The 11,450-nt window shown below is 62.0% G+C and carries 14 protein-coding genes; 12 read left to right on the forward strand and 2 right to left on the reverse strand.

The window, feature by feature from the left end; genetic code table 11:
* Window positions 1–3: 3 nt before the first annotated feature.
* Genes phnF through phnP form a run of 10 tightly spaced genes read left to right on the forward strand, consistent with a single transcriptional unit; the run spans window position 4 to window position 7,672 of the window.
* Complete coding sequence (gene phnF, locus ACSFE6_RS18325) at window positions 4–708, forward strand: phosphonate metabolism transcriptional regulator PhnF (protein WP_435428941.1); 705 nt, start codon at window positions 4–6, stop codon at window positions 706–708.
* A gap of 11 nt (window positions 709–719) precedes the next feature.
* Window positions 720–1,181 (forward strand): phosphonate C-P lyase system protein PhnG, encoded by a 462-nt coding sequence (phnG, locus tag ACSFE6_RS18330; RefSeq protein WP_435428942.1) that lies wholly within the window; start codon window positions 720–722, stop codon window positions 1,179–1,181.
* Entirely contained in the window at window positions 1,181–1,771 is a 591-nt protein-coding gene (gene phnH, locus ACSFE6_RS18335) for a phosphonate C-P lyase system protein PhnH (protein ID WP_435428943.1), read from the forward strand. The genes phnG and phnH overlap by 1 nt, the downstream gene beginning before the upstream one ends.
* The gene (locus ACSFE6_RS18340; protein WP_435428944.1) at window positions 1,771–2,847 is read left to right on the forward strand and encodes a carbon-phosphorus lyase complex subunit PhnI; all 1,077 of its coding nucleotides are present in this window, start codon (window positions 1,771–1,773) and stop codon (window positions 2,845–2,847) included. Before phnH ends, ACSFE6_RS18340 begins: the two co-directional genes overlap by 1 nt.
* On the forward strand, window positions 2,840–3,709 hold the full coding sequence (locus ACSFE6_RS18345; RefSeq protein ID WP_435428945.1) for an alpha-D-ribose 1-methylphosphonate 5-phosphate C-P-lyase PhnJ: 870 nt from the start codon (window positions 2,840–2,842) through the stop codon (window positions 3,707–3,709). The genes ACSFE6_RS18340 and ACSFE6_RS18345 overlap by 8 nt, the downstream gene beginning before the upstream one ends.
* Window positions 3,706–4,512 (forward strand): phosphonate C-P lyase system protein PhnK, encoded by an 807-nt coding sequence (phnK, locus tag ACSFE6_RS18350; RefSeq protein ID WP_435428946.1) that lies wholly within the window; start codon window positions 3,706–3,708, stop codon window positions 4,510–4,512. Before ACSFE6_RS18345 ends, phnK begins: the two co-directional genes overlap by 4 nt.
* Window positions 4,512–5,231 carry a phosphonate C-P lyase system protein PhnL gene (phnL, locus tag ACSFE6_RS18355; protein WP_435428955.1) on the forward strand — a complete coding sequence of 240 codons (720 nt, stop codon included), beginning with the start codon at window positions 4,512–4,514 and terminating at the stop codon, window positions 5,229–5,231. Before phnK ends, phnL begins: the two co-directional genes overlap by 1 nt.
* Window positions 5,221–6,366 carry an alpha-D-ribose 1-methylphosphonate 5-triphosphate diphosphatase gene (locus ACSFE6_RS18360; RefSeq protein WP_435428947.1) on the forward strand — a complete coding sequence of 382 codons (1,146 nt, stop codon included), beginning with the start codon at window positions 5,221–5,223 and terminating at the stop codon, window positions 6,364–6,366. Before phnL ends, ACSFE6_RS18360 begins: the two co-directional genes overlap by 11 nt.
* A complete protein-coding gene (gene phnN, locus ACSFE6_RS18365; protein WP_435428948.1) occupies window positions 6,366–6,932 on the forward strand; it encodes a phosphonate metabolism protein/1,5-bisphosphokinase (PRPP-forming) PhnN in 567 nt (188 codons plus the stop codon). The genes ACSFE6_RS18360 and phnN overlap by 1 nt, the downstream gene beginning before the upstream one ends.
* A complete protein-coding gene (phnP, locus tag ACSFE6_RS18370) occupies window positions 6,923–7,672 on the forward strand; it encodes a phosphonate metabolism protein PhnP (protein WP_435428949.1) in 750 nt (249 codons plus the stop codon). The genes phnN and phnP overlap by 10 nt, the downstream gene beginning before the upstream one ends.
* Before the next feature lie 9 nt (window positions 7,673–7,681).
* Here the strand turns inward: phnP and ACSFE6_RS18375 are convergent, their stop codons facing one another.
* Complete coding sequence (locus tag ACSFE6_RS18375; RefSeq protein WP_435428950.1) at window positions 7,682–8,566, reverse strand: LysR family transcriptional regulator; 885 nt, start codon at window positions 8,564–8,566, stop codon at window positions 7,682–7,684.
* Between the two features lie 105 nt (window positions 8,567–8,671).
* Window positions 8,672–9,877, reverse strand: a complete 1,206-nt coding sequence (locus ACSFE6_RS18380; RefSeq protein ID WP_435428951.1) for an MFS transporter — start codon at window positions 9,875–9,877, stop codon at window positions 8,672–8,674.
* A 234-nt stretch (window positions 9,878–10,111) separates the two neighbouring features.
* Here ACSFE6_RS18380 and ACSFE6_RS18385 point away from each other — a divergent pair, with 234 nt between their 5' ends.
* Both ACSFE6_RS18385 and ACSFE6_RS18390 read left to right on the forward strand, forming a co-directional pair.
* Complete coding sequence (locus ACSFE6_RS18385; protein ID WP_435428952.1) at window positions 10,112–10,741, forward strand: hypothetical protein; 630 nt, start codon at window positions 10,112–10,114, stop codon at window positions 10,739–10,741.
* 207 nt (window positions 10,742–10,948) lie between these two features.
* On the forward strand, window positions 10,949–11,392 hold the full coding sequence (locus tag ACSFE6_RS18390; protein ID WP_435428953.1) for a hypothetical protein: 444 nt from the start codon (window positions 10,949–10,951) through the stop codon (window positions 11,390–11,392).
* Window positions 11,393–11,450 lie beyond the last annotated feature (58 nt).

Below are 11,450 nucleotides of genomic sequence, written 5' to 3' on the forward strand. Positions count from 1 at the left end.
AGCATGCAGTTGTCTAGACAAGATGAGCCGGTGTACCGCGAACTCGCCGACATCCTGCGTCGGGAGCTGGCGGACTTCAGCGCCGGAGATTTCCTGCCAGCGGAGGTGCAACTGGCCGAACGCTTCGGCGTCAACCGCCACACCCTGCGCCGCGCCATCGATGAGCTGGTGTTCGAAGGCAGCCTGCTGCGACGCCAGGGCAAGGGCACGCAAGTGCTGGAACGTCCGCTGATCTACCCGATGGCCGCCGACAGTGCCTACAGCCAATCGTTGTCGGCCCAGGGACTGGGTGTCGAGGCGGTACTGCTCAAACGCCGCTACTGCTTCGCCAGCCGTGAAGAAGCGCAGCATCTGGGCCTTGCCGAGATGGCGCCGATGATCGAATTGCAGACCCTGCGCAAGCTCGACGGGCAACCGGTCAGCCTGATCCGCCATCGCTACTGCGCCAGCCATGCGTCGTTGCTGGCGGATTACACCGGTGGCTCCCTGCGCCAGTACCTGAGCGAGCGCGACCTGCCGCTGACCCGCACCCAAAGCCTGATCGGCGCCCGCCTGCCCAACCGCGAAGAAGCCGCGCTGTTGATGATGCCCCGGCATTTGCCGGCGCTGAGTGTGTTCACCCTTTCCCGCGATCGCGATGGCCGCGCGGTGGAGCTCGCGCAGTCCACCAGCCGGTCCGATCGCTTCCAGTACCAGGTCGTCACCTGATGGAGAACGTCATGCACGATTTAATTCAAAGCCCTGTTCCTCACACCGAACGGCAACACTGGATCGGTGTGCTGGCCCGCGCCCGTCGCAGCGAATTGCAGCCCCATGAAGCGGCCTTGCGCGACGTCGAATACCAACTGATCCGCGCCCCGGAAATCGGCATGACTCTGGTCCGTGGCCGTATGGGTGGCAACGGTGCGCCGTTCAACGTCGGCGAAATGAGCGTGACCCGCTGCGTGGTGCGCCTGGCCGATGGCCGCACCGGCTACAGCTATCTGGCCGGGCGCGACAAGGCCCACGCCGAACTGGCCGCGCTGGCTGACGCGCATCTGCAAGGCACGCAGCAGCGTCATTGGCTCGAGCAAATCATCACGCCGCTGGCCGAGGCCCAAGCCGAACGTCGGGCGCAAAAAGAGGCGGACACCGCCGCCACCAAAGTCGAATTCTTCACCCTCGTGCGAGGAGAAAACTGATGAGCGCACAGCTGTTGCAACCGGCGTTCGCCGACCCGGTGCTGGATGCCCAGCGCGGGTTTCGCGCAGCCCTCAAGGCACTGGCCGGTCCCGGCCTGATCCAGCCCCTGCACGCCACGCCGAGCCTCGAAGGCCTGGCAGCCGCGACCTACGCACTGTGCCTGGCGCTGCTGGATGTGGATACGCCGCTGTGGCTGGCGCCGTCCTTCGACACCCCACTGATCCGTGCCAACCTGACCTTCCATTGCGGTTGTCCGCTGACTACCAATCGTGAAGACGCACGCTTTGCCTTGCTCGCCGCCGACGACCTGCTCGACCTCGGCGGCTTCGACCACGGCAACGACCGCTACCCCGATCAGTCCTGCACCTTGCTGGTTCAACTGCCGAGTCTCGATGGCGGGGCAGGGCTGGCGTGGCGCGGGCCGGGGATCGAAAGCCGGCACGACGTCGCGCTGCCGGTGGCCGACGGTTTCTGGCGCGAGCGTGAACGGCGCAATGAATTCCCCCGTGGACTGGACCTGTTTTTCACCGCCGGCCACGAGCTGATCGGCCTGCCGCGCAGCACTCGCATCACACAGGAGCGTGCCTGATGTATGTAGCCGTCAAGGGTGGCGAACAGGCCATCGACAATGCCCACCGTCTGCTGGCGAAAAAACGCCGGGGCGATACTTCGGTCACCGAATTGAGCGTAGAGCAGATCCGCCAGCAACTGCCGCTGGCGGTGGCGCGGGTGATGAGCGAAGGCTCGCTGTACGACGAAGAGCTCGCCGCGCTGGCGATCAAGCAAGCCGCAGGTGACCTGATTGAGGCGATCTTCCTGCTGCGCGCCTACCGCACCACGCTGCCGCGCTTCAGCCCGAGCCTGCCGATCGACACCGCGAAGATGCAGCTCAGCCGCCGCATCTCCGCGACCTTCAAGGACCTGCCCGGCGGGCAACTGCTGGGGCCGACTTTCGATTACACCCATCGCCTGCTGGACTTTGCGCTGCTGGCCGAGGGTGAGTATCCGGGGCCGCAAGCCACCGACAACGCCACGGTTGAAGACTGCCCGCGCGTGCTCGGCCTGCTGGCGCAGGAAGGCTTGATCAAGACCGAATCCGATAACGGCGAAGCCGTGGCGGACATCACCCGCGATCCGCTGGAGCTGCCCGCCAGCCGCGCCGAGCGCCTGCAAGCCCTGGCCCGTGGCGACGAAGGTTTTCTGCTGGCGCTGGGCTACTCGACCCAGCGCGGTTATGGCCGCAACCACCCGTTCGCCGGGGAAATCCGCATCGGTGACGTCGAGGTGTGGATCGACCCTGAGGAACTGGGTTTCCCGATCTGCCTGGGCAGCATCGAAGTGACCGAGTGCGAGATGGTCAACCAGTTCGTCGGTTCAGCCACGGAGTTGGCGCAGTTCACCCGCGGTTACGGCCTGGCCTTCGGACATGCCGAGCGCAAGGCCATGGGGATGGCGCTGGTCGACCGCGCGCTGCGGGCCAAGGAATACAACGAAGAAATCCAATCCCCGGCGCAACAGGAAGAGTTCGTGCTGATGCATTGCGACAACGTCGAGGCTTCCGGCTTCGTCTCGCACCTCAAATTGCCTCACTACGTGGACTTCCAGGCCGAACTGGAACTGATCCGCAAATTGCGCAAGCCTGCTGAAGGACAAAGCCATGAATGACCTTAAGGCGCCAGAGCGCAACGCGGCGTACAACTTCGCCTACCTCGATGAACAGACCAAACGCATGATCCGCCGCGCCTTGCTCAAGGCCGTGGCGATCCCTGGTTATCAGGTGCCGTTCGGTGGCCGCGAGATGCCATTGCCTTATGGCTGGGGTACTGGTGGCATGCAATTGACCGCCGCGATTCTCGGTGACGATGACGTGCTCAAGGTCATCGACCAGGGCGCGGACGACACCACCAATGCCGTGTCGATCCGCCGGTTCTTTGCCCGTACCGCCGGTGTCACCACCACGGAAATCACTCCGGAGGCGACGGTGATCCAGACCCGTCACCGCATCCCGGAAACGCCGCTGCACGCCGACCAGATCATGGTCTATCAGGTGCCGATCCCTGAGCCGCTGCGCTTTATCGAACCCTCGGAAACCGAGACCCGGACCATGCATGCGCTCAACGATTACGGGGTGATGCACGTCAAGCTCTACGAGGACATCGCCACCTTCGGCCACATCGCCACCGCCTACGCCTACCCGGTGATGGTCGACGAGCGCTACGTGATGGACCCGTCGCCGATCCCCAAATTCGACAACCCGAAACTCGACATGAGCCCGGCGCTGATGCTGTTCGGCGCCGGTCGCGAAAAGCGTCTTTACGCGGTGCCGCCGTACACCAAAGTGGTCAGTCTCGACTTCGAGGATCACCCCTTCGAAGCCCAGCAATGGGACGAATGCTGCGCCATTTGCGGCAGCCGCGATTCGTTCCTCGACGAACTGATCCTCGACGACGCCGGCACGCAAAGCTTCGTCTGTTCCGACACCTTTTACTGCGCCCAGCGCGTCAGCCAGCAGGAGCAGGGCCAATGAACCAGGCGCTGAAAAACGATCTGTTGGGCTCCTCCGAGCCCTTGTTGCAAGTGCGTGATCTGTCGTTGTTATACGGCCCGGAAAAGGGCTGCCAGGACGTCAGCTTCGACCTCTATCCCGGCGAAGTGCTGGGGATTGTCGGCGAGTCCGGCTCCGGCAAATCGACCTTGCTGTCGCTGCTCAGTGGGCGCTTGCCACCGCACAAAGGCCGCATCGGTTATCGCGACAAGCAGGACCAGTGGCTGGAGCTGTACAGCGCCAGCGAAGCCGAGCGTCGCACCTTGCTACGCACCGAATGGGGCTTCGTCGAGCAGAACCCTCGGGACGGTTTGCGCATGGGCGTTTCAGCCGGCGCCAACATCGGCGAGCGGTTGATGGCCCAGGGCGTACGTAACTATCAGCAACTGCGTGGTGCGGGTCTGGACTGGCTGAGTCAGGTGGAAATCGACCCGCAACGCATCGACGACTTGCCCCGCACTTTCTCCGGCGGCATGCAGCAACGCCTGCAAATCGCCCGCAACCTGGTGTCGAGCCCGCGTCTGGTGTTCATGGACGAGCCGACCGGCGGCCTCGATGTGTCGGTGCAGGCACGCTTGCTCGACCTGTTGCGCGGTCTGGTGCGGGAGCTGGATCTGGCGGTGGTAATTGTCACTCACGATCTGGCGGTGGCGCGGTTGCTGGCGGATCGCCTGATGGTGATGCGTCGTTCGCGAGTGGTGGAGACCGGCCTGACCGATCAGATCCTCGACGATCCGCAGCACCCTTACTCTCAACTGTTGGTGTCTTCGGTGTTGCAGCCATGATGAATACTTTGATCGAGGTCCGTGATCTCTCGAAAACCTTCACCCTGCACCAGCAGAACGGCGTGATTCTCAACGTGCTGCGCGGGGTGGGTTTCAGTGTGGCGGGCGGCGAGTGCCTGGTGCTGCACGGTCAGTCCGGCGCCGGCAAAAGCACCTTGCTGCGCACCCTGTACGGCAACTACCTGCCGGCGGGCGGCAACATCCGCGTGCAGCACGACGGCCAGTGGCTGGAGCTGGTGGGCGCCGAGCCCCGGGACATTCTCCAGGTGCGTCAGCGCACCTTGGGTTATGTCAGCCAGTTCCTGCGGGTGATTCCGCGAGTGGCCTGCCTGGACGTGGTGATGGAGCCTGCGCTGGCCCGTGGCTGGTCGAAACAACTGGCGCAATCGCGCGCCGAGTTGCTGCTCAGTCGCCTGAACATCCCGCAACGCCTGTGGCAACTGGCGCCGGGCACCTTCTCCGGTGGTGAGCAGCAGCGGGTCAACATCGCTCGCGGGTTCATGGTGGCTTGGCCAGTGATGTTGCTCGACGAACCGACGGCCTCTCTCGACGACAGCAACCGTCAGGTGGTGCTGGAACTGATGAATGAAGCCAAGCAGGCCGGTGCCGCGCTGATCGGCATCTTCCACGACCGCGTCGCCCGCGAGGCGGTCGCCGATCGCCAGCTCGACATGACGCCCAGTGCTGTGAACGACAAGGAATACGCCGATGCCCGTTGAACAAATCCTCAGCAACGCCCAACTGGTCACCGCTGACCACGTGTTTTACGGCACCGTGGTGCTGCGCGACGGCCTGATTGCCGACGTTGGCGAAGGCCCAAGTCGCTTGCCTCAAGCCCAGGATCTCAACGGCGATTATCTGTTGCCGGGCCTGGTGGAGCTGCACACCGACAACCTGGAAAAACACATGACCCCGCGTCCCGGCGTGGACTGGCCGTCGCGTTCGGCGGTGCTCAGCCACGATGCGCAGATCGTCGCGGCGGGTATCACCACCGTGTTCGATGCAGTATCCATCGGCGACGTGAACCCCAAGGGCAATCGCATGCAGAAGCTGCCGGCGATGCTTGAGGCAATTTCCAGTGCCGCGGATGCCGGGCTGACCCGCGCCGAGCACCGCCTGCACCTGCGCTGCGAGTTGTGCCATCCCGATACCCTGAGCGTGTTCCGCGATCTGGTGGAACACCCGCTGGTGCAGTTGGTGTCGGTGATGGACCATTCGCCGGGTCAGCGCCAATTCGTGCTGGAGTCCAAGTACCGTGAGTACTACATGGGCAAGTACCACCTGACGACAACGCAAATGGACGAATTCATCACCTTGCAGATGGCCAATTCCCGCCAGTACAGCGACCGCTATCGCGCGGCGATCGTCGAACATTGCCTGGCCCGTGGCCTGTCGGTGGCCAGCCACGACGACGCGACCCTGGCCCACGTTGAGGAGTCGGCCCGCTATGGCATGACCATCGCCGAGTTCCCGACCACTGTCGAAGCGGCGCGCGGTTGCAAGGAACGCAACATGAAAGTGTTGATGGGCGCACCGAACATCGTGCGCGGTGGATCGCACTCGGGTAACGTGGCGGCCGCTGACCTGGCGGCCGAGGGGCTGCTGGATATTCTGTCCAGCGACTACTACCCGGCGAGCCTGCTGCAAGCGGCGTTTGCACTGGCGGCGCAGAGCGATCGGATCGACCTGGCCGAGGCGATGCGCATGGTCAGCCAAGTCCCGGCCCACGCCGCCGGTCTGAAAGATCGTGGCGAAATCGCCAAGGGTTTGCGTGCCGATCTGATACAGGCGCGCAGTCAGGACGGTTTGCCGGTGGTCCAGCAAGTATGGCGACAAGCGAAGAGGGTGTTTTGATGTCAGGCAGGTTGATCTATCTCATCGGGCCTTCCGGTTCGGGCAAGGACAGCCTGCTGGATGCCGCACGCGCGCGGTTGGCCGAACGCGGCTGCCGTGTCGTGCGGCGGGTCATCACCCGCTCGGCGGAAGCGGTGGGCGAGGCGGCGCTGGGTGTGAGCATGCAGCAGTTCACCGAGATGCAGGCCCGGGGTGCATTTGCCCTGAGCTGGCAGGCCAATGGCCTGGCCTATGGCATCCCGAAGGAAATCGACGATTGGTTGGCGGCGGGGCACGACGTGCTGGTCAATGGCTCTCGGGGGCATCTGCCGCAAACCCGTGAACGTTATCCGGACATGCTGGCAGTGTTGCTGACCGTGGACCAGGCAGTGTTGCGCCAACGCCTGCTGGCGCGAGGGCGTGAGTCTGAGGCCGAGATCGATCAGCGGCTGGCGCGCAATGCGCGTTTCAGTGAACGCCTGCTGGCCGAAGACCTGAGTGTGCACCTGCTCGACAACTCCGGACCGCTGGAGCAAACCGTCGAGCGTCTGCTGGCCTGTTTCGACGAGCCGGCCGCATGCGCCTGACCTTGTTGGGCACCGGCGATGCCCGGCAGGTTCCGGTCTATGGATGTGAATGTCAGGCCTGCGCTCGCGCACGTAGTGATGAGCGCCTGCGCCGTCGACCTTGCTGCGCGCTGATCGAATGCGGCGATCAGCGCTGGTTGATCGACAGCGGCTTGCCGGACCTCACCGAACGCTTCCCGCCGCGCAGCTTCAACGGCATCTTCCAGACCCACTACCACGCGGATCACGCTCAGGGCTTGCTGCATCTGCGCTGGGGCCAGGGACTGGTGATTCCGGTGCATGGGCCGGTGGACCCGGAGGGCTTGGCGGACCTCTACAAGCATCCCGGTGTTCTGGATTTCAGCCAGCCGTTCGAGGCTTTTGAAACCCGCCACCTCGGCAGTTTAAGCGTTACGGCCTTACCACTACTGCACTCTAAGCCGACCCTCGGCTATGTGCTGGAGGGCGAGGGGAGGCGCATCGCTTATCTGACCGACACCGTGGGCCTGCCCCCGGACACCAAGACGTTTCTGCAACGTCAGCCGTTGGATGTGCTGGTACTCGACTGTTCAATGCCGCCGCAGCCACAGGCACCGCGAAATCACAATGACCTGAACCTTGCGTTGCAGTGCATTGAAGATCTGCAACCGAAGTGGGCGGTGTTGACCCATGTAGGGCATTCATTGGATGCGTGGTTGATGGAGCACCACGGGGAGCTACCGGGGAATGTCAGTGTGGGATTTGATGGGTGTGTGTTGTAACGCCTTGCCTCAAGACCGACTCAACAATTCCTGCACATACTCCACAAACGCCCGGGCCTTGGCGCTGACCATCCGGCCCGTGGGAAACACCGCCCACAGGTCCTGATTCGGCAGCGTCCAATCGGCCATCACTTCCCTGACCGAGCCATTGGCCAGTTCCGGCGCAAACATCCACTCGGACGCCATGGTCAGTCCCAGATGCGCCAGTACCGCTGCACGCAAGCCTTCGGCGGCGTTGACGCGAATCCTGCCGCTGACGTTCACCGATTGTTCTTCGCCAGTCTTCTTGAATGACCAGATGGCCCCGCCACCCAGTGCGTAGACAATTGCCTGATGCTGACTCAAATCGTTGGGACAGGTGGGTTCACCATGTTTGTCAAAATAGGCCGGAGTGCCCAGTACCACGCGCCGACATTCGGCAATCTTGCGAGCCGTGAGGCCGGAGTCGCTCAAGTTGCCCAGGCGCAGCGCAACGTCGACGCCTTCTTCCACCAGATTGACGTTGCGATCGTCGAGCATCAGGTCGATGTTGAGTTGCGGATTCTGCTCCAGAAACGGACCCAGTCGCGGCACGATGTGCTGCCGGCCGAATGTCACGGCAGTACAGACGCGCAGGTTGCCGCTCAGGCCACTGGCCGTACCGCGAGCAGCATTGTCCGCCTCGTCGGCCTCTTCGATGACGCGCTTGGCCCGTTCGAAAAAGGCCAGGCCGGATTCGGTGGGCGTCAAGCCACGGGTGGAGCGCAACAGCAGTCGAACCGCCAGCCGCGATTCGAGTAGCGCGATGGTTTTCGAAACGGCCGGCTGACCGATGTTCAGGCGTCGGGCAGCAGCGGAAAACGAACCGGTTTCCACTACGTAGACAAAGGTTTCCATTGCGGCGAGACGATCCATCGTGGGTCCTTTTACAAATGACATTGTGGGAGCCAGCAGGCTCGCTCCCACATTGAAATGCGATCAAATGTGGGAGCGAGCCTGCTCGCGAAAGCTTTTAGCGCTTCAGGCCGTTGCCAGGGAAGGTGCTTTGGAAACACTCAAAAACCGCACCAACGCCACCAGCGGAAACGCACTGCCCACCACCACGATCCACAGCCAGCCGCCATGCTCATACACCGCACTGGCCACTGAAGAACCGAATGCGCCACCGATGAAGATGCTGGTCATGTACAACGCATTCAGGCGGCTGCGGCTTTTTGCGTCCAGGGCGTAGACCGCGCGTTGGCCAAGCACCATGTTCATTTGTACGCAGAAGTCGAGCACCACGCCGGTCACTGCCAGGCCGATGACGCTGTAGACCGGGTGAATGAAGGCCGGCAGAAAGCTCAGGCTGGCGAACAGCAAGGCCAACAATGTCGCGATGCGAGTGTGGCCAGCATCAGCCAGTCGACCGGCGATAGGCGCGGCGATGGCGCCAATGGCACCGACCAGCGCAAAAATCGCGATCTGTGATTGCGACAAACCGTGGTTGCGCGCCAGTTCCAGCGGCACGGCGGTCCAGAACAGGCTGAACGTGGCGAACATGCATCCCTGGTAAAACGCGCGTTGACGCAAGACCGGCTGCTGGCGCAACAGCGTCCACAGAGAACCGAGCAACTGACCATAGGATGCATTGTGATCAGGCTGGCGCTTAGGAATAGTCACCGCCAGCACGATGCTGATGGCTGCCATCAACAGCGCTGCAATCACAAACATCGCCCGCCAGCCAAAGTGATCGGCCACCACGCTGGACACGGGCCGCGCCAACAGGATTCCCAGCAGCAGACCGCCCATGATACCGCCGACCACACGGCCGCGAGACTCTTCCGGCGCCAGATGCGCGGCCAGTGGAATCAGGATCTGCACCGACACCGAACTGAAGCCCACCAGCAGCGAAATCAGCAAAAACACGTTCGGCTGATCGGTGAAGGCTGCGCCCAGAAGACTGGCAATCGCCACCAGCGTGGTGACGATCATCAAGCGACGGTTTTCCAGCAAATCACCCAGCGGTACTAGAAAGAACAGGCCCAACGCGTACCCGATCTGGGTCAGTGAAACGATGAAACTGGCAAGGGTGTTGCTCAAACCGACGTCTGGCGCGATCAAGCCGATGATCGGCTGGGCGTAGTAGATGTTGGCCACGATTGCGCCACAGCAAAAGGCGAACAGCAGCACCATGCCTCGGGTCATTGTCGCGGTGCCATGGGGCACCTGATTAGCTGGATTCATAACGTGTCTCGCTGAACAGAAGAGAATGCGCGCAGGCTAATGGCTTGACCAAAACGGCGGAAGAGAGATTGGAGTGATAGCAGTCATTCCATTGCGGAATGAGTGACGAGCGCGCGTGCCGTCCGCCGATGACCGTAGCGTCAAAAAACATGGGTCGATGATACATTCACTTACATCTTGTTCGATAGCGTGCTTATGTTCTCTTTTCACGTTTCATCACAGGAAGGCACTTCCATGAATGCGATGTTCCGTCACGTTGTTCGAGGTGTTTCGGTTGTCACATTGATCGGCCTTTGCAGCGCAGGCCTGGCCCAGGCGCAAGATGCACCAGGCATGCGTATCGGTGTCCGCGGCGAGATTACCGGTGTGAGTCCTGACGTACTGAGAGTCCATGCCAACAGCGGCGAAAACCTGGTCATTAACCTGACCGGGGACACCAAGGTCCGTGCTGTCACCTTGGCCAACATCGAGGACATCAAGCCCGGCAGCTACATCGGTTCGGCCGCTATTTCCCAAGAGGATGGCAGCTTGAAGGCACTGGAAGTCCATGTCTTTCCGCCTGAGCTGGCGGGCAGTGGCGACGGCCATCGGCCTTTCGATCTGGTCAAAGGCAGCAGCATGACCAACGGCAGCGTTGGCGATCTGGTGGTCAGCAATGGCCGGGTGTTGACCGTGAACTACAAGGGCGGCCAACAGAAGATTCTGGTACCGGAGGACGTGCCCATCGTCAACTTGAAACCGGGGGATCGGAGCTTACTGAAGGTGGGGGTGAAAATCGTCACGTTTGTCACCCAAAGCGCCGACGGGACACTCACTGCTCAATCGATTTCGGCAGGCAAGGATGGCGTGACACCGCCGATGTAGGGCGTGTTCATATTTCTGTGGGAGCGAGCCTGCTCGCGAAAGCGGTGTGTCAATCAACATTGATTTCGACTGATACCCCGCATTCGCGAGCAGGCTCGCTCCCACATCGTCACTACCGGCCATCCGAAGAAATGCCAGCTTTTTTGTGGCAACTAAAATCTACTGGGGGATCACTTCAACGCGTCCTTACAAAGCGGGAGTATCACGATGAAAATCGTATCTTCGCTGGCGTTGGTGGTAGCGGTTGGGTCGATCTCCGGGTGTTCGACAGTGCCTGACAGTCAGGTCACCAACGTTCACCTGAACGCTACTCCCATCAATGCCGGGAACATCGCCCGGCCAATCATGATGCCCGATGGTCAGGCGACCGTATTCTGGTTTGCTGTCAGTGGCGAGTCCATGGGCAGTGCATTGCCAGGTCGTTTGCAGGCCTACATCTACCCGGGAAGCTGTGCAAACCTGGGGGCGAAACCAGCCTATGACATGAACGATGGCCCTAATGCGCGGTTCTATTCAGGAGCGTCGCATCAGTACTTCTGGAAAAGCGCACCGGTCGCCGTCGAGACCCTTCGAGCGGGTGGCTATGCGTTAGTGGTGCGGGAAAGCCCGGCCGATGGGAACCAGGCTATTTTCTGCGGCAACCTGAGCTGATCCGAAAAAACTGTAGGAGCGAGCTTGCTCGCGATGGACGTTAACGATGACGCGTGCT

The organism is Pseudomonas baetica, assembly GCF_051216495.1.
GTDB classification, from domain to species: domain Bacteria; phylum Pseudomonadota; class Gammaproteobacteria; order Pseudomonadales; family Pseudomonadaceae; genus Aquipseudomonas; species Aquipseudomonas baetica_B.

Bases quoted from the DNA above. Each gene is read 5' to 3' on its own strand.
- phnF (WP_435428941.1), top strand. From the start codon at position 4: ATGCAGTTGTCTAGACAAGATGAGCCGGTGTACCGCGAACTCGCCGAC.
- phnG (WP_435428942.1), top strand. From the start codon at position 720: ATGCACGATTTAATTCAAAGCCCTGTTCCTCACACCGAACGGCAACAC.
- phnH (WP_435428943.1), top strand. From the start codon at position 1,181: ATGAGCGCACAGCTGTTGCAACCGGCGTTCGCCGACCCGGTGCTGGAT.
- ACSFE6_RS18340 (WP_435428944.1), top strand. From the start codon at position 1,771: ATGTATGTAGCCGTCAAGGGTGGCGAACAGGCCATCGACAATGCCCAC.
- ACSFE6_RS18345 (WP_435428945.1), top strand. From the start codon at position 2,840: ATGAATGACCTTAAGGCGCCAGAGCGCAACGCGGCGTACAACTTCGCC.
- phnK (WP_435428946.1), top strand. From the start codon at position 3,706: ATGAACCAGGCGCTGAAAAACGATCTGTTGGGCTCCTCCGAGCCCTTG.
- phnL (WP_435428955.1), top strand. From the start codon at position 4,512: ATGAATACTTTGATCGAGGTCCGTGATCTCTCGAAAACCTTCACCCTG.
- ACSFE6_RS18360 (WP_435428947.1), top strand. From the start codon at position 5,221: ATGCCCGTTGAACAAATCCTCAGCAACGCCCAACTGGTCACCGCTGAC.
- phnN (WP_435428948.1), top strand. From the start codon at position 6,366: ATGTCAGGCAGGTTGATCTATCTCATCGGGCCTTCCGGTTCGGGCAAG.
- phnP (WP_435428949.1), top strand. From the start codon at position 6,923: ATGCGCCTGACCTTGTTGGGCACCGGCGATGCCCGGCAGGTTCCGGTC.
- ACSFE6_RS18375 (WP_435428950.1), bottom strand. From the start codon at position 8,566: ATGGATCGTCTCGCCGCAATGGAAACCTTTGTCTACGTAGTGGAAACC.
- ACSFE6_RS18380 (WP_435428951.1), bottom strand. From the start codon at position 9,877: ATGAATCCAGCTAATCAGGTGCCCCATGGCACCGCGACAATGACCCGA.
- ACSFE6_RS18385 (WP_435428952.1), top strand. From the start codon at position 10,112: ATGAATGCGATGTTCCGTCACGTTGTTCGAGGTGTTTCGGTTGTCACA.
- ACSFE6_RS18390 (WP_435428953.1), top strand. From the start codon at position 10,949: ATGAAAATCGTATCTTCGCTGGCGTTGGTGGTAGCGGTTGGGTCGATC.